Here is a 20926-nt window from a genome sequence, read left to right on the forward strand (position 1 = left end):
AGGCTAAGGGCCGATCTTTGGATTGGCCCGCTCTTGTTGAACCATCATTATGTCTAAACCCGTCGTTAAAATTGCCGCTAAGCCTGCGATGTCACCTACAGGAAAACGCAGCAAACCAAGCTCGCCTAAGCCACTTGTGGCAAAATCAGCAAAACCAGCAAAACCAGCAAAACCAGCAAAACCAGCAAAACCAGCAAAACCAGCAAAACCAGCAAAACCAGCAAAACCAAATATTGCCCCCGCTAAAGCGACGAGCAAGCCAAAACAGGGCGTTGAGAGAAAGACCTTACACCCGCGTAATTTGCATGCTCACGGCTATGACTTTTCGGCGTTGATGACGAGTTACCCTAAGCTAAAAACCTTTGTTCGGCCAACGCCATACGGCGCCTTATCTATCGATTTTGCCGACCCCATAGCAGTGAAAACCCTCAATGCGGCCCTCTTGAAACATCATTATGGGCTGGCGTTTTGGGATATTCCTAAGGGTGCGCTGTGCCCACCGATCCCCGGACGAGTTGATTATCTGCACTACTTGGCTGATCTGTTGTTCGAAGGCGCCCCCGTCCAGCGTGCTGGACAAGTTAGCGCTTTAGATATCGGCACTGGGGCGAATGGCGTTTATGCCATCCTAGGGCATCAAGTGTATGGCTGGCAGTTTGTCGCCTCGGATATCAATCCTCAGTCGCTGGCCAATGTGCAGCGGATTATCGACAATAACCCGAGTTTGCAGGGGCACTTATCCTTAAGGCAGCAGCAGGATGAAAAGTCGGTCTTTAAGGGGATCATTCAGGCATCTGACCGCTTCGAGTTAACTCTGTGCAATCCTCCCTTTCATGGCTCGTTAAAAGAAGCTAGCGAAGGCTCGCTGCGCAAGGTGCGTAATCTGCAACTTAATCGCGGTGAACAGCCTAAAGCGACCAGCGCGACCTTAAACTTTGGTGGTCAGGCGGCGGAGTTATGGTGCCAAGGCGGAGAGAGGCAATTTTTAGCCACAATGATCCGCGAGAGCCAAGCGTTTGCCGAACAGTGTCTGTGGTTTACCAGTTTAGTGTCAAAGCAGGAAAATCTTAAACCTTGCTATCAAGCATTGGCAAAGTTGGGTGTTGATACCGTTAAAACCATTGAGATGCAGCAGGGTAATAAGATCACCCGCGTGTTAGCCTGGAGCTTCCATTCGCAGGCTAAACGTTTGCAGTGGCGAAATCAGATCGTCAGCGGGACATAAAACAACAGGCGCCGAGTGCGCCTGCTTTTTTACTCAGCCTCAATTACTGGGCTTTTCCTGTGGATGGTCGCGGCGAAATAGCGCCCACTCTTCAATCTGTTCACCGTTTGGCAAGGTACACATACCGTGTTCCCCCTCTGCGGTTCTTTGGATTTCCGATATGCCACCGAGGGAGGCGCAATACTCTGATGCCGGGTTGGCGATTTGTGCTTTCGCTTCCGTTTTTGTTTCAGCCTGAGCGTTTGTTGCTGGCTCGGTTTTCTCGCCGCAGCCGATTAAGCTGGCGCCGATGATGAGGCCGATTAACAGTGGTGAGGTTAGTTTCATGCTGTTTTCCTTGTCATTGAGTGACTTATTTTCGTCCTAAAATCCGCAAAATACGCAGAAATAGATTGATGATATCCATATACAAAGCGGCGGCGCTATCGACAGCGTTATCGACGGTTTTCGGGATTTGGTTCGCGCGGCCCCAATCGTAGCCAATATAGCCACAAAAGATCAGTACAACTATCCAATCTAAAATGCCGTGATGGGTATTAAAGATAAATATTTCAATTAGTTCGACCACTATCACCAATAGTAATGCGATGGTGAGTACCCCAGATATTTTTTGGAAAAAAGCTGGAAACAGGGTGCCCAAACACATCATGGCAATCGTGACTAGGCCAGTTATTCTAATCGCTTCAGTAACTAATGCGGGATCGTACTGACTGACAACCATATTAATAATCAGGCCGAAGGGCACGACTACAAAGTTATAGCCAATAAAGCTGACGAGGGGATTAGTTGAAGATTGGAACAGATAAATCCCCAAGAAGCAGGAGGCGAAGTAACCGATAAAGAACACCCACGGATTCACGCTGGCAATCGCTTCGGGGTCGATATAGCTGACCATCATATAGTTCACGGCAAAACCCCAGACAAGGGTTAAGCCAATCACTAAGTTATAGACACCCGCGCCTATAATGGGGTCATCGGTTGTGCGGCGGTCAAATACGCTATTTTCAGTATCCATTTGATTTGTCATTCCTTAATTGTAAAAAGCGTGCTGAATATTAAAGGTTAATGTGCTACTCACCACATATCTTGCAGTGAGGGTGCTTGGGTAATTTCATCTCGCGAAATTCCATGGTCATAGCATCGATCATCAGCATTCGTCCTGCCAGTGTTTTGCCCATACCCGTGATGACTTTGATTGCTTCAACCGCCTGCAAGCAGCCGACCATACCGACGACGGGCGCAAGAATACCGGATTCGACACAGCTGAGTTGCTGCTCGCCAAAAAGTGAACTAAAGCAATGATAACAAGGCGTTTGCGCTTGATAGTCAAATACGGTGACCATGCCTTCCATGCGGATAGCGGCGGCAGAAATCAGTGGGATCTTGTGCTTAAAACAGCTCTGATTTAATTGCTCACGCACGCTGACATTATCAGTGCAATCGACCACGATACTGTGGTTGGCGACTAAGGCATCGATCTCATGGTCATCCAATACCGCATTGATGGTATTGATTTTAACGTGAGGATTGAGCTGATTAAGGCGCTGCTTGGCCGACTCGACTTTAGGTTGGCCAATAGTGGCATCCTGATGCAGCACTTGGCGCTGTAGGTTAGAGAGCTCAACCGTATCGAAATCGACTAAGGTCATCTCGCCAATACCCGCAACGGTCAAATATTGCCCCGCCGCGCAGCCTAAACCGCCGGCGCCAATCATCAACACTTTGGCGAGTTTTAAGCGTTCTTGGCCATCGATATCCATCGCCTTGATCGAGATTTGGCGGCTGTAGCGGGTGAGTTCGCTATCGCTAAGGATGTCTACTTGTTGATTCATAAAAAGACCTTAGCAAAGCACGCTGTTAAAGGGTTCAACCGTGACTTTTGTGCCCGCTGGCGAGTCACCTTGGAACTGTTCTAACAACACAAAGCAGTTAGCCAGGCTCATCGAGGTCAACATACCCGACCCTTGACTGCCTGTAATGGCGACCTCCAGCTCGCCCTGTGCATTGCGGGATAAAATACCGCGCTGATACTCAACGCGGCCGGGCTGTTTACGCACTGGTGTCGTCAGGGTAGCCGATAACATCAGTGGCGCTTTTGGGGTTAAGCCCTGCATCTTGTTTAGGATTGGCCACACCAGCTTGTAGAAGGTCACCATAGAGGACACAGGATTACCCGGTAAACCACAGAATACTGCTTTGCCTATGCGTCCCATGGCGAAGGGTTTACCTGGTTTGATGGCGAGTTTCCAGAAGGTGATTTTGCCTTCTTCATCAAGGATCTGCTTCGTAAAATCTGCCTCACCGACGGATACGCCGCCCGAGGTTAATACCATATCCGCTTGGCTCGCGGCATGGCGAAATGCATGGCGAATCGCCTCTGGATCGTCAGCGACAACCCCTAAATCCAGCCATTCCACATTGGCACGGCTGAGTAACCCTTGGATTGAATAGCGGTTGGAGTCGTAAATTTGCCCTAGCGCTAAGTCGCTGCCCACGGGGCGCAGCTCATCCCCTGTGGAGAAAAATGCGACCTTGAGTTGGCGGTAAACCCGCACCTGACTCACGCCAATGGTGGCTAATACGCCGAGCTCGGCGGCTTTAATTTCGATGCCCGCTTTCAGCACTTTGGTGCCTTGCAACAGCTCTTCACCGCGGCAACGCACATTGGCGCCCTTAGCCTTAGGGTGATTGATTTGGATTTGATTGCCCTGTGCTTGGGTCTCTTCCTGCATTTGCACTGTGTCATAACCCGCAGGCACTGGCGCGCCCGTCATAATGCGCACGCAGGAGTTGGGGATAATTTCACCCTCAAAGCCATGGCCTGCGAAGGAGTTACCAATCAGTGTTAATGTGGTGTGCTCGGTTTGACTGTTTAAATCGGCAAAGCGAAAAGCGTAGCCATCCATTGATGAGTTATCAAAGGGGGGTAAATCGATACACGAGGCCAAGTCCTCTGCTAACACGCGGCCAAGCGCGTGGGGAAGTGTAACGACTTCGGTGTCTGACACTGGGCTAACCTGCTCAAGCAGAAGGGGAATGGCTTGATCTGGATGCATTAAGCTAGGTTGCGAACAAGGATCGGCTTTCACGGACATCGGGTCTTCCTTATGGGCAAAGGGTTGGAGCAAATATGGGAGCTATTATGCCACGCTGCGCTTGCTTGGCTATGATCTGCATAGGAGTTTATGTGATTTGTTAGGTAGTTTTCCTTAAGTGTTGCCTAAGGTTTACTCTTTTTATACTTGAGTTTGCAGTAACGTTCGTGCGGTACTAAACGCGATTCTATGAACAAATGAAAATCATTTTTATCAATGAATCATTAACTTAGCTAAGTCAACAAAGGTAAATTTTGTTGCTTTTGCTGCCGCCCTTCATGACAATGTGAGCCGATGATTTAAGTGCGAATGCCCAAGAGGATTAACTATGCTGTCTGCAACCATGATCGAAAAGTTGAATGAACAAATTAATATGGAGTTTTTCTCCTCTAATTTATACCTGCAAATGAGTGCATGGTGTGAAGATCAAGGCTTTGAAGGCGCAGCAAAATTTATGCGCGAACATGCAGATGAAGAAATGGGCCATATGCGCCGTTTGTTCACCTATGTGAGTGAAACCGGTGGTTTACCTCTATTGGGCGCCATTGCAGCACCTCAGTCACAGTTCGATTCTCTGCTGGCGTTATTCGAGCTGACCTATGAGCATGAACAGTTAATTACTCGTCAGATTAACGCGTTAGCCCACACTGCATTTTCGAATCAAGATTATTCAACCTTCAATTTTCTGCAATGGTATGTGGCTGAACAGCATGAAGAAGAAAAGCTGTTTAAGTCGATTGTCGATAAGATCCGTTTAGTGGGTGAAGATGGCAAAGCGCTGTTCTTTATTGATAAAGATCTTGCCAAATTAGCCTCAAAGGGCGGCGAAAGTATTATGAATGCCCAAAGCCAACCGCAGGCTTAAGCGCAACACCTTTGCCCATAAAAAAGCAGCCTAGGCTGTTTTTTTATGGGCAAAAATCAGGATTTTCGTCAATCTATCAAGCATTAACACACTTTTCGCGCGGTTCTTGCTGCTGTAATAATGCCGGTAGTGTTTGGCTTAGCAGCGGCGTAATGGCTGCAAATGGCAGGGGCTTAGAGATCAAATAGCCTTGGGCGTAGTGGCAACCTAAATCACGCAGTAGATTCCATTGGGCTTCGGTTTCAATCCCTTCGGCCACGAGTTCCATTTCAAGGCTTTGTCCCATCATCACGATGGCTTTCACTAAATTGGTATTTGAGCTATTGCTCAGGGCATTTTCCACAAAGCTGCGATCGATTTTTATCACAGAGATAGGGAATTTCTTCAAATAACTCAAGGATGAATAGCCAGTACCAAAATCGTCGATATAAATCTGCGAGCCTAAATGACGAATGGATTCTAGGGTGGTTAAGCAGTGGCTAGCATCGCCCATCAGCATGCTTTCAGTGATCTCAATATGCACGTTTCTTGGGTTGATATGGTGGCGGTTAAAGCATTCTTGCAGCACTTGATCAAATCCTAAACCTCGAGCATTTACACATTGGCGGCTTGAAACATTGATAGCCACGTTAAGGTGTAAGCCAAGTTGTTGCCATTGTCTGAGGTCGTGCATCGCTTGGTTGAGTACCCATTCCCCCATAGGTTCGATAAGTCCTGTCTCTTCAGCGATGCCAATAAACTGGTCAGGGGGGATTAAGCCTAAATCCGGATCTTGCCAGCGGATCAGCGCTTCAACACTGCAGACTTTACCTGTTTTCATCTCCACAATCGGTTGATAGTGCAGCGTAAACTCATTCTGTGCCACGGCACGGCGTAGCCGCTGTTCAAGCTCCATACGGGCAAACATGGCTTGGTTCATTCCCGAGGTGAAGTATTTGAAGTTATTGCGGCCGGCGTCTTTTGCCTGATACATGGCCATTTCGGTGTTGCGGGTTAGCGAGCTGACATCTAGCCCATCTTCTGGGTAAACCCCAATCCCAAAGCTGGCGGAAATTTGAATTTCCCGTTCATTCAAGCTAAAAGGCGTCGACAGGGTTTCGATGATATGGCTTGCCATATGCTCGATCGCAAATTCATTGGTGACACGGGGAAGGATAAGCACAAATTCGTCCCCGCCGATGCGGGCGACAAAGTCGGTTTTACCAGCAATATTTTCCAGTCGCTTGGCCACATCTTGTAATAATAAGTCGCCTGTGGCGTGGCCTTGTACATCATTAATATATTTAAATTGGTCTAAATCAATCAGCAGAATCGCCAGTTTACGGGAGTCATGTTGGGCGAGCTGGATTTCATGCTGCAGCCGCTCATTAAAGAGTTTGCGATTCGGTAATCCGGTGAGCGTATCGAAATGTGCCTGGTACCACAGATCCTGTTCATATTGCTTACGTTTACTGATATCCATAAACAAACCAATATGTTGGATTATTTCACCCCGTTCATTACGCACTACAGTAATGGCTAAATACTCGGGATACACTTGGCCATCTTTGCGCTTATTCCAGATTTCGCCTTCCCATTTGCCGTTTTTTTCTAATGCTTCCCACATCGCGGTATAGAAATGGCTTGGATGGCGTTTCGAGCTTAAAAGTGAAGGGCTTCGGCCTTTCACCTCTTCTAAGCTATAGCCTGTGATCTGGCTAAAGGCGGGGTTAACTAATTCGATATGGTTATCGGCATCCGTCACCATAATGCCTTCGGCCGAATAGTTAAAGACCGCCGCGGCCCGATTAAGCGCTTGATTCGCTTTCTGGCGCTCGCTCAGCATACGGTTCATCGCCCGAGACATCCGCGCAAGTTCATCTGAGCCTGACACATCAATATGAATATTCAACTCAGGGTCGGCGGCCATTCGCTGCATATCATTAGCAATTTGGGTGATTTTATCCATAAAGCTACGAATGATTTTCCGCCCTAGCCACAGGGTGATGGTGGCGGTAAATAAGGCGGAGAGCAGATAAATACCTAATAGGGTTAGCGCATGCTGTTGTTGTTCATTACTCTGGCGAGCCATGGTACGCGTGATTTCATTACTGAGCGCGTTCAGCTTATTGATTCTATCTGTGGTTAATGTCCACCAGTGTTTGCTGCTCACTGGATGGGGAGGCTTTAATAATTTATCAATGGCGCTAGTGAGATCGGTATTGTTGATGTGAGCAAGGGCGGTGATTTCAGCGAGCGATAGTTTTTGATCTTTTAATTGTAAGATCTTGGACATGCAGAATTGATACTGGTTGATACTCTCTTCGATAATCTGTACTGCAGGCGCAAGTGAAGGCAGGTTGATTGTTTCGCGGTTAAGTTCTGCGAGTTTTTGCTGAATCGTGGCTAAGGATTGATTGAACTTCTCAAGCGATATCAGGCTACCCGTTAATAAGTAATCTTGAAAACTATCGATTAACCCATCGTAACCCAGATTGGCGTTGATGCTTTGTACTAACGTGCTGATATGGATCTGTTGCTCTATTTGTTGACTGATTTTAAGTATTCGCAAGCTTTCCGGTGAGGCTTGTATCTGGCGGATGAGGGAATGTCTGTCAGATATTGAGGCATTGCTGGCATGGGAGATGGCTTGGCCATATTCATACATAATGGTATTGATGGCTTTGTAGTCATTAATGCTGAGGCTTTCTGACAACAACATACGATTGATGGCGCTGCGTTCTTTCACTGCCAACTCTTGCACCATCAGTAGATTCAGTAAATCTGCGTAGGCTCTTGATTGATTAATATCATTGGTGAGTAATTGCAGTTGTTGGATTAACTGCATTAATTCAGAATTAAATTGTTGATATAAATCGATAAATGCAGATGGGTGTTGATCGAGCGCCTCTTGGCGGCTCGATGCCAATTTATGACTTAGCAGCGTTAAACTTGTCAGTTTTTCCTGTAACTGGGTCGATGCCAGTTGGCCACTTAACGCAGTATTCAACGCAAGCAAAGCCGGACTTTTAAGCAGTGCTTCTAGTGCATCAGAGGTCAGTTGTTGCTGTTGCAATAGACGAGTTTCATCTTGAGGCGTAGTGGCTGGGAGTAATTGGGTACTTAATCCATATTCGTTATGAAGTTGATAGAGTAATTCATTGATTTTTGAAGTAGTTTGTATTGCCAAATGGTTTTGAGTGGCAAAGCGATACTCTTTCACAAGTACATACATTCGCGACAGCACAAAAATACTCATCATCAGCAAAGGTAGCAGCGAAAACAGAATCAGTTTCTGTTTCAAGCTGAGATGCTGTAGCGTGGATGGCATACAAACTTACTCCTCAATTGGCCTGATTTGAGACATAACAAATCAAGGAATTTCCTTGATGGGGTGAAAGCGGAAGGTCAGGCACTGGGTGCGAATATTTAACATAGAAGCCTGTAGCTCGCGACCCTTGGTTTATGGATATCTAATCTAGCTCACGAAATTCAGCTATTTATTATATACACCTAAGATTATATTTTTATTGATGAAATTTTCTCCTAGCAGATAAATTGTTTTGCTGTCTGTGATATCTAGCGTGATTTGATGCTTAACCAAAGTGTTTTATCGAAGTTAAATAAAAAAGGACGCGGGCCTTCGCACGCGTCCTTTAAATTGCATCCTGTTTATGGGGCCAAATTTAGCCTACATTGGCTAATAACGACTTACGGTAAACCACGATATCTTCAATCGTCAGTACAGGCATTTTATGCGCTGCACCAAAGGCGATAATCTCAGGCAGACGCGCCATAGTGCCGTCGGGGTTAGTGACTTCACATAACACGCCAGCGGGCTTGAGTCCGGCTAGCTGCATTAAATCGATAGTGCCTTCGGTATGGCCACGGCGAGTTAATACGCCACCGGGTTGGGCGCGCAGCGGATATACATGGCCTGGGCGAGCCAAATCGCTTGGCTTAGCATGGTCAGCGATGGCGGCTTTAATGGTGGTTACACGGTCAGCGGCCGAAACGCCAGTAGTGACACCCACTTTGGCTTCGATACTTACAGTAAACGCGGTGCCATATTGGCTCGAGTTGTTTTCGACCATAGGTGGCAGCTCAAGGGCTTTGACTTTTTCATCCGGTAAACACAAACACACGATACCGCTGCATTCGCGAATAAGCATGGCCATTTGCGCATTGGTCAGTGACTCGGCGGCAAAAATTAAGTCGCCTTCGTTTTCCCGATCTTCGTCATCGACCACCAACACACCTTGGCCTTGGCGCAGGGCAGCAAGACCCGCTTCAACGCGTTCGATAGCAGTACCAAAAGGAGCAAGTAAAGACTGATTCATGGTTAATATCCTTCAAAAATACGACATGGGAATATCCAGAATCAGGGCGTGCAGAAATACAGCCATTACCCTAAAGGGGATTGTGCTGTAGCAATCGACCCGCTTTAAGCGCAGGCTTAAAAACGTGATTGCAAAATATGAGGCTAACAGCAGGGATACTTAGCTCAAGTTAATGCCAATTATCCAAGTGTTGTCTTACATTCTCTTCCATCCGGACTCAGTACTGTTGCTTGCGGCAAACAGTCCATTACCGTCGGCTCTGGAATAGTAGCGCTCGATAGGCATTAACCATGGCGAGACAAGCTAGGGCACCAGATCTGCTGACCCCGAATTGCGTTCGGGCGCTCGCGGGCTTTAGTGTGGGGAAATTTATTCACCTCACTATTTACCGCCGGTGGGGAGTTTCACCCCGCCCTGAGAATTGTTGATAGGCTTTGGCCTAAAAACGCGGTTATGTTGCGCCTAATTAATGGTGATGGCAATAACATCGCGCCTGAAATTGGGCAATGTTTGCGCAAGCGCACAATGCCTTGTGATCCTTAAGCAAGCGCAATCTTTAGGAAACTCGCAACTTGAGCTAGCTTGGGTATATCATATCCGGCACATCAACTTATTGGCTTGCCGTCGTGCCCCACGATGGTGTTTGAACGTCACAAGGACGTATACATGCGCACTCTGCTGCTTACTTTAGGTCTTGCTATGTTATTACCCGGTTGCTCCACTCCAAAAGGGCAAGTCTCTGCGCCCGTTGCGGAAAAAATTCCCCATGTGATGACCTTGCACGGCGTCACACGCACCGATGACTACTATTGGATGCGCGACGATAAACGCCAAGATCCCAAAGTATTAGCGCATCTAAACGCTGAAAACCGTTATACCCAAGCCTATTTTAAGCCGCTTAAGTCATTGCAAGACGGGTTGTTTAACGAGCTGACTGGGCGCTTAGTGGCCGATGAGTCGAGCGTGCCGTACCAATGGCACCAGCATAGCTATTATCGCCGCTACCAAGAGGGCAGCGAATATCCGTTGATTGCCCGTAAGGGGAGCGCAGGTGTTGAGCAACTGATGCTCGATGTGAATGAGCGTGCCAAGGGCCATGAGTTTTATGGTTTAGGTGGCGTTAGCGTCAGCCCAGATGAAACCATGCTGGCCTTTGGTGAAGATGTGTTAAGCCGCCGCGTGTATCACATCTACTTTAAAGATATTGAATCCGGCGCCATGATCACCGATGTGCTTGAAAACACAGAGGGTCGTATCGTTTGGGGCAATGATAATCGCCATGTGTTTTATATCGCCAAAGATCTGCAAACCCTGCTGGGCTATCGTGTATATCGCCACGAACTCGGCACACCACAATCGAGAGATGTGTTGGTGTATGAGGAACAAGATGATGCTTATTACATCTCCCTCGGCAAGAGTTTAGATGAGTCGCAAATTGTGCTGTTCCATGAGAGCACTACCACTAGCGAAGTGTCAGTGCTGGATGCAAACGATCCTTTAAGCCTGTTCAAACCTGTGCTTGCGCGGGAAGAAGGCCATGAATACAGTGTCTCTAAGCTGGGTGACAGTTATTACATTCTCACCAACTGGCAGGCGACTAACTTCCGTTTGATGAAAGTGGCGATTAAGGATGCCGCCGATAAATCCAAATGGCAGGAAGTGGTTGCTCACAATCCCAATGCGCGGCTTGAAGATGAGCTGGTGCTGAAGGATTACCTAATTATTCAAACCCGTGAAAATGGCCTGACACGGATTAAAGTGATGCCATTCAATGGCCAAAAGCCTTTTGAGCTGAGTTTCGATGAACCCGCCTATGTGCTGGGTTTAGATGTTAACGCCCAGCAAGATAGCGATAAGTTACGGGTTTTCTACTCGAGCCTGACCACGCCAGAGGCGATTTATGAGTACCACTTAAGCAATCCCGATAGACGCGATCTGCTTAAGCAGGAACAAGTACTCGGTGGCTTCGATGCCAGCCAATATCGCGCCGAACGTTTATTTGTCACCGCCCGCGATGGCGCTAAGGTGCCAGTGTCCTTGGTGTATCGTAAGGATAAGTTCAAGAAAGACGGCACCAACCCTCTGTACCAATATGGTTATGGTTCCTATGGTTACACTGTTGAGCCTGACTTTTCGTCGTCGGTGATCAGTCTGCTCGACCGCGGTTTTGTGTATGCCATCGCCCATGTGCGCGGCAGCGAAATGTTAGGCCGCCCTTGGTACGATGCGGGCAAATTACTGAATAAAAAGAATACCTTTAATGACTTTATTGATGTCACTACGGCCTTAACCGAGCAAGGGTATGGGGATAAAAATAAAGTGGTGGCCTCGGGCGGCAGTGCTGGTGGGCTGTTAATGGGCGCGATTGCCAATATGGCGCCTGAAAAGTACTTTGCCATTGCGGCACACGTGCCCTTTGTGGATGTGGTCACGACCATGCTCGATGAGTCGATTCCGCTCACTACCAACGAGTACGATGAATGGGGTAATCCAAACGACAAGACCTATTTCGACTATATGCTCAGCTACTCGCCCTATGACAATGTTGCCGACCATGAGTATCCCCACCTATTGGTGACCACAGGTTTGCATGATTCACAGGTGCAGTATTTTGAACCCGCTAAATGGGTAGCAAAACTGCGTGAAGTGCAAAATAAATGGTACAAACCGGACGATAAGGTGTTGTTATTCCACGTTGATATGGATGCAGGACACGGTGGTAAGAGTGGTCGTTACCGCCAGTACCAAGATACGGCACAGGAATATGCCTTCTTCTTAAGTCTGCTCGGCATGACTAAGTAGGCGCCAACGGGTGACCGATTTAGTGATTGAAGCCGCTAATTTAACTCCCTCGGCTAGCCCCCAAAAAGGGGCTAGCCAAGCGCAAGCTGTTAACCAAGCTCAGCTTTCTAGCAAGCCAGAAGCGCTAGGTGCTGAGCAAGCTGTTACTTGGGAGCAAGGCGCAACATCAGAGATTGAACAAGCATCAACGTGGTATCTGTACCTTATCCGCTGCGCCAATGGCCACTTGTACACCGGCATCACCACAGATGTCGCACGCCGCTTTAACGAACATCAATCAAGCAGCCCCAAAGCAGCAAAGTACCTGCGCGGCAAAGGGCCATTAACCCTGATGTATCAAGAGCAAGTCGGCACCCGCAGTGATGCACTCAAGCGTGAAATCGCGGTTAAAAAGTTAAGCCGCAGTCAGAAGTTGAGGTTGATTGAATCAGCTGAACATCGATAGTGCGAGATAAAAGAGCTAAATCATTGGTGTACACGTGTAATGATTAAGCACTGCCATTCCAGTGACACGCCGCCCTTTCATTTAACAAGAAGTATCCCTATAGGCTCGACCGCGGCATCTGCTGCATATGGAAGTACGAATGCCGCGATCACATGGATGTGAAAGAGCGGCCATGCCGCCAACGGTCACTTCCATATCAGTGCTTAATTCCATTAACCACGGAGTGTTCTGTTAGCCTGCACATATCCTGATTCTGTTATTGGTGTCAGAAAAATAGAGCCGCTAAAAGAAGAGTTGAAATAGTACTTGCTCGTTATAATGTCATTTCTTGTGATGGTGTATTTATTGTAATTCTGATAAATTTCTTTTATTACAAGTGATTAAATATATGCACTTTACTGGTTTTATGAGGTTAACGCTCATGCGAACTAAGACGTTATGTTTCAAAGGAAATTGTGCGCCATATATGTTTTTCAAAAAATATGTATTTATAATTTCTCTTTCAATGATATCTATATCGTGTGCGCCTGTAGTTCGAGATTACTATAAACCAATATATAGCGAAGGAGTTACATACAGTAGTGGCTGTGGAGGTTCTGGTCCTGCGAATAAAATATCAATACAGCTTAGTGAAGGTGTTGAACTCGAAGTATCTAGCTCGAGTTCAGCAAAAAATGAGAGATTTAAGAATTTTCATTTTTCAGCTTCAATTATTGCTCCATCTGGAACATATTTTCAATTTGAGAGCGATGAAATTGTAATTTCTGACAATACAACAAACAAAACATGGAGTGTAAAGATAGTTGAATTAATTACACGGGCGGAGAACATTCCAAACGCTAATTCTGATGAGTCAGCTAAGAATGGTGGGTATTTCAGTGTAATTCCAACATCGAAGATAACTGGTAATACCTTTTTTGGTTATAACACATTATTTGGTAAAAAGTATTTTAATTCTGGCGCATCAATAAGTATTTTTTCGAGCGATATTGAGTATAAATTGGAAGATTACTCTGTCCAGTTACCATCCATTATTATAAATGGTAAAAAATACATTTTTGAACCTATAAGATTTTTACATGTGCGAAGCATAGGGATAGACCCTCTAAATTGTTGATGTAATATGTTTCATCAGCATCGAAAAGACATTGTAATTACTAATTATGGATGGCATAAATGTTATTAAATGTGTTGTTTTTCCTCAGTTTTATATTGAATGTTTACTTGGTTTTTTGGTTCGCAAAGCACAGTTACACTATTGAAGCTCACTCTAGATTAAAGCGTGATAATTTTGTTTTATCTCAATTTGTTAACAGCTCTATTTCCAAAGGCGAACTTTTAAAGATTGCACAATCAAAATTAGGTATCCAGAAAGTAAAAGAACAATATAATAACCAATCGTGGGACGATAATAAATTTGCATCGTCTGTAATCATCGAGGGTATTAGCTTCTTTTTCAACGATAAAGATGAATTAATGCAAGTAGACCACTGGTACAAAGAGTGTTCACCTTTATGGGTAAGAACGTTTTAACAAACAGATTACAGGCAGTTTATCAGGATATCGACTGTTAAATTACCTTACAGGAATGATAGGGCTGGAAAAACTCTTTTAGGATTAACAGCCTGCACTGAGAATAAGAGCTGAGCCAACCAAAATGAGTGTGTCAATTAAACAGAATAGTTGCATGATGACCCCCAGCTTCTTGGAGCAAGCCTTGGTTGCTGGATTTAAATCAATCGCTAAATCCTAACCATTTCTGCGGATGCCCTGATCTAAAAAGTAAGATAAACCTTAAGGTAATGAAGACGACAAACGCGATCCTATACCAGCAGAAAAGAAATTAATAAACACTTTGAAAAGAGGGGGAATTGATGAAAATTAATGAATTGTTTTTTGAAGGTGAAGAAGCCGTTATGTATGTTAATCATACATTTGATGCAAATGACTTGGATGATTATATGCGCGGATTTCATAACATATCTGTCGCAAGGAAAAATGAAACTTTAAATGGTCAGGAAGTAGTAAAGGTTTACTTTGGTGATCTCGTCGATGCTAATAAATTGAGATTCGCATTAGATGAATACTTTAGTAGCTGAAAAGAAAAGGTAGAGAAGAATAGAGGACTAAATGCAGCGGATGGCACTGACTATCAAATCAGTCTAACCTGTAGTTTATCTAGAAGTTTTATCTAGACACCCACTGTTAAATTTTCTTACAGGAATGATAGGGCTGGCAAAACTCTTGTGGAATTAACAGCCTGCACAGAGAATAAGAGCTGAGCCAACCAAAATAAGTGTGTCAATTAAACAGAATAGTTGCATGATGAACCCCAGCTTTGTGGAGCAAGCCTTGGTTGCTGGATTTAAATCAATGGCTAAATCCTAACCATTTATGCGGACGTACTGCTCTAAAAAGCAAGATAAATCTTAAGGTAATGGGTACGACAAACGCGATCCAATACCAGCAGAAATGAAATTAACAAACTCTTTGGAAATTCTGTAAGCTTATGAAAATTAATGAATTATTTTTTGAAGGTGATGAGGCGTTTATGTATGTTAATCATACTTTTGATGCTAATGACTTGGATGATTATATGCGCGGATTTCACAACATATCGATATCTATGAGAGATGAAACTTTAAACGGTCAAGAAGTAGTAAAGGTTAACTTTGGTGATCTCGTCGATGCTAATAAATTGAGATTCGCATTAGATGAATACTTTAGTAGCTGAAAAGAAAAGGTAGGAGGGTTTATCGAGACACCCATTGTTAAATTTTCTTACGGGAATGGTAGACTTGGAAAATTCTTGTGGGGTTAACAGCCAGCATCGAGAAAGCGTCATGATAGGTATTACTCGACTATCAATGGTTGCACCCAATCCAGCATTGTTGCGCCAGTGATCTCCTAAAACAGGGATTCTTTAGTAGAGCCTACATGGACGCGATTTTTAAAACATGAGTACGGCGAGTCACTGGTGTGGCTCATATAAGAGCGTGCGAAAGCCTGCGGCAGGCAATTAGGTGATACGATAGCCAGAAGCCATGATGCCGCCTATTTGCCCCTCGAACTATTACCGCAACTAAGTTTTGCTATGGAACTACCCATAGGCAGTATCGATGCTAAAAAGATATGCATGTCCTGTCTTTATGTTGTATATCAAGGTCGCTTAGAGAAAATGGATTTTGCATCAAAGGTTTGTGTTTGCATTCGTGCAAGCGTCTTGGTTAACACCTCATCGGCAGCATCTTCAATCCTGTGAATCCCCTCTGCCGCGATATAATCGGTAAACTGCTGATCAACTTGCTCAAACAAAGCTGTTATATCGCCAAATGCCGGATGACTAAACTGCGGATTAGCCAAGCCCCTGAGGTCTCGAAGCTTTAGCAGCATTAACGCCGTCAACGGTATGTATGAGAGATGTCCATTGTGGAACTCAAAAAAACACTTTTTATCCCCGATAACTGCTTGTTCTACCTGATCATCGCAGAGGGTTTGCAGCATGGTGCTGATGAATTCGATATCCTGTGTGTCCCAGTTATCTAAAAATGACGCATAGGGGAAAGGAGCCGTTTTTCGCAGTGTCACTTGCACCTTACTAGTGAAAGGCGGCTCGATATGTCCCAAATAACGGCCATACAGCAGCACCAAAAAATCGCCAATAAAACCATGGGAGCGAGCAATCCAGCCCGAACGCCGCGCGGTTGCCTCAGCGTAGTACAGCTCGTCTGCATAGTGTTTAAGCCCAGTGAACAGCATCAGTACAAGCCGAAACACGCTGATTGTAGGCCACATAGCGTTTGCTATCCCGCCAGTTTTTTCTATCGATGAACAATATTTATAGTAATCAATGGCGGTTGCAAAATAACCGTAAGCGAGCGAGCACATCAGCGGCGCCGCCTCAAGCCTGCCTGATTCTATATACGCAAGTTGCGCCACATCGGCGAAATAACATTCGGGTACGCCTAATTCGGCACCCAACAACTCCCACTGGCGAAAGTCCTCATCAAATTCGCGGTATGGCTGAATTCTCTCAAAACCTTCTGTTACCCCGCTGTCAATATAAAGAGGTAGCAAATACTGGTTATATTCAAAGATATTTTTGGCATAATCGCGCATATGCTTACGACTGCGGCTGCGTTTATTGATAAATTTAACTAACATGGTGTGCACCCTTTTACTTAGCTGGCGTCAAGTGTACCGTAACTGTTCCGGACGTACCTACCATCGAAGTTTATCGAGACACTCATTGTTAAATTTTGCCCCACATTTATCGTTGTTACTTTAAATCATGTATTAGCTAAGGTTATGCCTTTTAGAAACCAGCAAATAACTACTATTAATTATCCGTTCGGATAGCGAAAGTTGAATGTCTGGCTTATATATTTATGGAGGGAATAAGCCTGTATCAGGCGTCAGATAAATACATTTGAGCATAGTCATCATTGTCGGGGTTTACATGCGTAATCTAAAGATAAATCATCTTTTACTTGGAGCTTTTGCAATTCCCATGATTGCGATTCTTGGGTTAGCCATGCTAGCGATAGGTAAAATGCAAGTCATTAATGAGCAATCCACCGTCATATCCAACGACTGGCTACCATCCGTGCGCGTTATAGAACGACTGAATGGCCAAACGGCAGATCTTAGGGTGTTAGAATCCCGTCATATTCTCTCGTTGGACGATGCTCAAATGCGAGATACTGAACGCGAATTGGATAAAATAAAAGAGAAAATTGACGAATCTATACGCACCTATCAACAACTGATTAGCGAGAATGAAGAAAAAGTCATATTCAATGATTTTAATCGCTTATATAAGGAGTACCTAGGAATTCAGCAGAAGCTTCTCACTCTCTCAAGAGCAAACAAGAATGAAGACGCCAAACAACTGCTGTTAACCGAATCTCTCAATGCTTATAACGAATACTCGGATTTATTACTCCAATTATCTGATTTAAATAGCAAAGGAGCACAAGCTGCGAGCAGTTATGGTGATGAGATTTACGATGAATCGATAAAAATAATGCTATTTATCTTAGTCATTGTTTCGCTATTGGTATTAGCTACATCGATTATCATATCAAGATTTATTGTAACTTCGATTAAGACAGTTCAGGCCTTTATTTCTAAATTAGCAAATGGTGATCTTACAGATCGAATTAACGATATTGGTAATAACGAATTGGGTCTATTGGCAAAGGGATGCAATGATACTGCTGATAAAATTTCTGAAATGACCGAGCAGTTGATTAACGTTGCCGATAATACAGCGACTTCTGCGGAAGTATTGGCCTCCACTATGAATCAGGTTGAAAATAACTCTAAGCAAATGCTGGTTCAGGTAGAACAAATCGCGACCGCACTCAATCAAATGTCCAGTACAGCCCTAGAAGTCAGTAAAAATGCAACTGAGGCTGAAACCAGCGCAAGGGAGGCAATGGATAATGTCACAGTGGGTAATAAATCCCTCGGTGAATCTGATGTCATTTCTGAAAAAATCGGTGCAGCCATTCGTGATTCAGGAGCCATAGTGAATCAACTAAAAGATTATTCGATAGAAATCGGCTCTGTTATTGACGTTATTACCAGTATTTCCGAACAAACTAATTTACTGGCATTAAATGCTGCAATTGAAGCGGCACGGGCCGGAGAAGCTGGACGCGGTTTTGCTGTCGTGGCAGATGAAGTACGCTCACTTGCCGCTAAAACACAACAATCGACTATTGATATTCAAGGGATCATTTCCAAGCTACAGTCTCAAGCAGAAAAAGCTGATCATTACATGAAAGCAAATGCAAGTTTGTTAGATGAATCTCAAATGGTTTCGGAAAAGGTACGTAACGCTTTTCATGGTATTTCCACGTCGGTTAATACAATTTCTAATGTCAATACTGTTGTTGCAACGGCTTCTAGTGAACAATCAAGTGTGACTGAAGATATCTCCCAAAATATTTCCTCTACAGTTGAAATAGTCGACCAAAACGTAATGGGTGTTGGCAGTGCCAGCAAGGCCTGCCACGATGTGTTGGCTGAAGCTGGTAAACAAAAGCAACTACTTGCCTTTTTCAAAACAAAACGTCGATATTGAGTGAATAAGTCGACACTAAAAAAGTCAGGACAGGCATTACTCGGTTATCAATGGTTGCACCCAATCCCGGAAAGTCCCAGACCAAAAAAAAGATGCCACTACAAGGGGTTAGTGGCATAAAGTGCATAAGATTGTCCATGGAACGGTAACGCTAAAAAGGGTGGGTAGAAGACTGACATTTTGGTTGGGAACCGTTACAACATCAGTCTCTACGCCGGGAAGTTGGTTGAGCGGTAACGCTGTTGGTTTAACGGGTTTAGAGTTTGCTTACTGGGCCATCGATTTTATCGAAGCTCACATCCCCTGAACCTGATGAGAGAATGGTCAAGCCCTTAGTGTTCACCACATTGATATCGCCTGAGCCATCGTTAATGGTGACTGTGCTTTGCACATTAGTGACTTCAATTTCGCCAGAGCCGTCATCGATGGTGATGCTGCCTTTAATATCATTAACTTGGATACCACCAGAGCCGTCGACAATGGCAAGGTTGCCGTTGACTTGGCTGACTTCAATCGCGCCAGAACCATCGTCGATACTGACATTATTGCCGCCATGGATAACCAGTTCGCCTGAGCCATCCTTGACCTTGATATCCGCAGTCATCTTGTTGATAAACATAGCACCTGAGCCATCGTCGATATCTAGCGCTAATCCTGCTGGCACTTGTAGTTTCAAATCGATATAGGGAGAGTAATTGCTAAAGCTGCTATGGGATTCAAAGTCGGCCTTAAGCTTGGCTTTGTTGGCCTTTTTCTCAAGGGTGAGAATGACTTTGCTATCGTCATTGCTATAGATATCAGCGACTAATTTAATTTGGGTTAGGCCTTCGACACCGATGATTTCAAGGCTGCCCGCACCTGTTTCGGCAACGAGCTCCTGTAAGTCTTGAGCATCGAGGCTGAGTTCACGTTGCTCGTGGTCTAAATCCGGCATGCCAGCGGCGTTCACATTGATAATGCAGCCAGTGAGTGACACGCCAACCGTAAAGAGGGCGACAAATCCGAGGGTGAATATAAAAGGGCGTAGTGACATTTTCTTCTTCCTTGTTATCGACACTCGACGACTGACTGAGTGCTGAGCTATTAGCGATAAGCTTCATATCAGTCGAGATTGCACATCCTATGCCAATTTTAAAATGCATTAATAATCATGCGGATAAGTTAAATGTGTCCGCTTGGGCGCAGGCGGACATGTCCGCTGAATGAGTGATTTTCCCAAAGAGTGGTGAAATTACTCACTTATTCGGTTAGCGTGTGTCCAACATTCCTGCTTGATTAAAAGCGTAACCAGAAAGGATTCATATGGATTACTTAACGACCAATAAAACCGCCTGGGATGCTCGCACTCGGGTGCATTTAACCTCTGATTTTTATGATGTTGAAGGCTTTTTGAGTGGCAAAACATCCTTAACGGATATCGAGCTGAGTGAGCTTGCGGTGGCGGGCAAAAGTCTACTGCATCTGCAATGTCATTTTGGCCTAGATACCCTGTCGTGGGCGCGAATGGGCGCTAAAGTGATTGGGGTTGATTTATCCGAAGTGGCGATTGCCGAGGCGCGCAAGTTGGCGCAGCAGACGCAGTTGTCCGCCGAGTTTATCTGTAGTGATGTCTACAGTGTTGCGGGTAGGGTTGAGCCGCAAGATATTGTTTTTACCTCCTATGGTGCCATTGTGTGGTTACCGGATTTAACGCTTTGGGCGCAGACCATTGCGGCTTGTTTAAAGCCCGGCGGACAGTTTTACATGGCAGAGTTTCATCCGGCGCAGCAGCTATTCGATGGCTATAGCTATTTTAATCGCGGAGTGCCAGACATTGAGCAGGAAGGGACCTATACCGAGAATGCCGGTGATGAGCAGCACACCTTAATGTGCTGGTCGCATAGTTTGTCTGAGGTGATCAATGCCTTATTGCAGGCGGGCTTAGTGTTGGAGTTCTTCCACGAATTTGCGTTTAGCCCCTATAACTGTTTTGCAGGGCTAGAGGCTCAAGCCGATGGCCGTTATGTACTAAAACACCAGGGGCAACAGGTGCCCTTGGTGTATAGCATTAGCGCGCGTAAGCCTGCTTAATCCTTGCCGTTTTT

At 45.2% G+C, this 20926-nt stretch carries 18 protein-coding genes and 1 riboswitch; of the genes, 10 read left to right on the plus strand and 8 right to left on the minus strand.

Annotated features, from left to right (window positions below):
* The first annotated feature begins 49 nt into the window (after window positions 1-49).
* Window positions 50-1225 (plus strand): 23S rRNA (adenine(1618)-N(6))-methyltransferase RlmF, encoded by a 1176-nt coding sequence (gene rlmF / locus JM642_RS00580; RefSeq protein ID WP_203432503.1) that lies wholly within the window; start codon window positions 50-52, stop codon window positions 1223-1225.
* Window positions 1226-1264: 39 nt separating this feature from the next.
* Here rlmF and JM642_RS00585 read toward each other — a convergent pair whose 3' ends face one another.
* Genes JM642_RS00585 through glp form a run of 4 tightly spaced genes read right to left on the minus strand, consistent with a single transcriptional unit; the run spans window position 1265 to window position 4320 of the window.
* Entirely contained in the window at window positions 1265-1552 is a 288-nt protein-coding gene (locus JM642_RS00585; RefSeq protein ID WP_047536502.1) for a DUF333 domain-containing protein, read from the minus strand.
* 25 nt (window positions 1553-1577) lie between these two features.
* On the minus strand, window positions 1578-2240 hold the full coding sequence (locus JM642_RS00590; protein ID WP_037416350.1) for a Bax inhibitor-1 family protein: 663 nt from the start codon (window positions 2238-2240) through the stop codon (window positions 1578-1580).
* Between the two features lie 55 nt (window positions 2241-2295).
* Complete coding sequence (gene moeB, locus JM642_RS00595) at window positions 2296-3057, minus strand: molybdopterin-synthase adenylyltransferase MoeB (RefSeq protein WP_169548438.1); 762 nt, start codon at window positions 3055-3057, stop codon at window positions 2296-2298.
* 9 nt (window positions 3058-3066) lie between these two features.
* The gene (glp, locus tag JM642_RS00600) at window positions 3067-4320 is read right to left on the minus strand and encodes a gephyrin-like molybdotransferase Glp (protein WP_203432504.1); all 1254 of its coding nucleotides are present in this window, start codon (window positions 4318-4320) and stop codon (window positions 3067-3069) included.
* 328 nt (window positions 4321-4648) lie between these two features.
* Between glp and ftnA the strand changes: the two genes are divergently transcribed.
* Window positions 4649-5185 (plus strand): non-heme ferritin, encoded by a 537-nt coding sequence (ftnA, locus tag JM642_RS00605; protein WP_037416358.1) that lies wholly within the window; start codon window positions 4649-4651, stop codon window positions 5183-5185.
* Between the two features lie 76 nt (window positions 5186-5261).
* On the opposite strand, the gene JM642_RS00610 is transcribed toward ftnA, so the two are convergent.
* Window positions 5262-8495, minus strand: a complete 3234-nt coding sequence (locus JM642_RS00610) for an EAL domain-containing protein (protein WP_203432505.1) — start codon at window positions 8493-8495, stop codon at window positions 5262-5264.
* A 355-nt stretch (window positions 8496-8850) separates the two neighbouring features.
* Window positions 8851-9504, minus strand: a complete 654-nt coding sequence (gene ribB, locus JM642_RS00615; protein WP_203432506.1) for a 3,4-dihydroxy-2-butanone-4-phosphate synthase — start codon at window positions 9502-9504, stop codon at window positions 8851-8853.
* 195 nt (window positions 9505-9699) lie between these two features.
* A riboswitch (FMN riboswitch) is annotated at window positions 9700-9930 on the minus strand.
* Window positions 9931-10170: 240 nt separating this feature from the next.
* Between ribB and JM642_RS00620 the strand changes: the two genes are divergently transcribed.
* The 6 genes from JM642_RS00620 (at window position 10171) to JM642_RS00645 (ending at window position 15485) form a co-directional block, all read left to right on the plus strand.
* On the plus strand, window positions 10171-12306 hold the full coding sequence (locus JM642_RS00620; RefSeq protein WP_203432507.1) for a S9 family peptidase: 2136 nt from the start codon (window positions 10171-10173) through the stop codon (window positions 12304-12306).
* 10 nt (window positions 12307-12316) lie between these two features.
* Complete coding sequence (locus JM642_RS00625; protein WP_203432508.1) at window positions 12317-12751, plus strand: GIY-YIG nuclease family protein; 435 nt, start codon at window positions 12317-12319, stop codon at window positions 12749-12751.
* A gap of 421 nt (window positions 12752-13172) precedes the next feature.
* Window positions 13173-13868, plus strand: a complete 696-nt coding sequence (locus tag JM642_RS00630) for a hypothetical protein (protein ID WP_203432509.1) — start codon at window positions 13173-13175, stop codon at window positions 13866-13868.
* A gap of 59 nt (window positions 13869-13927) precedes the next feature.
* Complete coding sequence (locus JM642_RS00635) at window positions 13928-14284, plus strand: hypothetical protein (RefSeq protein ID WP_172591178.1); 357 nt, start codon at window positions 13928-13930, stop codon at window positions 14282-14284.
* A gap of 341 nt (window positions 14285-14625) precedes the next feature.
* The gene (locus JM642_RS00640) at window positions 14626-14850 is read left to right on the plus strand and encodes a hypothetical protein (protein WP_172591179.1); all 225 of its coding nucleotides are present in this window, start codon (window positions 14626-14628) and stop codon (window positions 14848-14850) included.
* A 410-nt stretch (window positions 14851-15260) separates the two neighbouring features.
* Window positions 15261-15485, plus strand: a complete 225-nt coding sequence (locus JM642_RS00645; RefSeq protein ID WP_047535844.1) for a hypothetical protein — start codon at window positions 15261-15263, stop codon at window positions 15483-15485.
* A gap of 425 nt (window positions 15486-15910) precedes the next feature.
* On the opposite strand, the gene JM642_RS00650 is transcribed toward JM642_RS00645, so the two are convergent.
* On the minus strand, window positions 15911-16870 hold the full coding sequence (locus JM642_RS00650) for a hypothetical protein (RefSeq protein ID WP_239000472.1): 960 nt from the start codon (window positions 16868-16870) through the stop codon (window positions 15911-15913).
* 340 nt (window positions 16871-17210) lie between these two features.
* Here JM642_RS00650 and JM642_RS00655 point away from each other — a divergent pair, with 340 nt between their 5' ends.
* On the plus strand, window positions 17211-18842 hold the full coding sequence (locus JM642_RS00655; RefSeq protein ID WP_203432511.1) for a methyl-accepting chemotaxis protein: 1632 nt from the start codon (window positions 17211-17213) through the stop codon (window positions 18840-18842).
* 256 nt (window positions 18843-19098) lie between these two features.
* Here the strand turns inward: JM642_RS00655 and JM642_RS00660 are convergent, their stop codons facing one another.
* A complete protein-coding gene (locus JM642_RS00660; protein WP_203432512.1) occupies window positions 19099-19875 on the minus strand; it encodes a hypothetical protein in 777 nt (258 codons plus the stop codon).
* A 269-nt stretch (window positions 19876-20144) separates the two neighbouring features.
* Here JM642_RS00660 and JM642_RS00665 point away from each other — a divergent pair, with 269 nt between their 5' ends.
* The gene (locus JM642_RS00665) at window positions 20145-20912 is read left to right on the plus strand and encodes a class I SAM-dependent methyltransferase (protein ID WP_203432513.1); all 768 of its coding nucleotides are present in this window, start codon (window positions 20145-20147) and stop codon (window positions 20910-20912) included.
* The last annotated feature ends 14 nt before the right edge of the window (window positions 20913-20926 follow it).

The sequence above is a fragment of the Shewanella sp. LZH-2 genome (genome assembly GCF_016859145.1).
GTDB classification, from domain to species: Bacteria; Pseudomonadota; Gammaproteobacteria; order Enterobacterales; family Shewanellaceae; genus Shewanella; species Shewanella xiamenensis.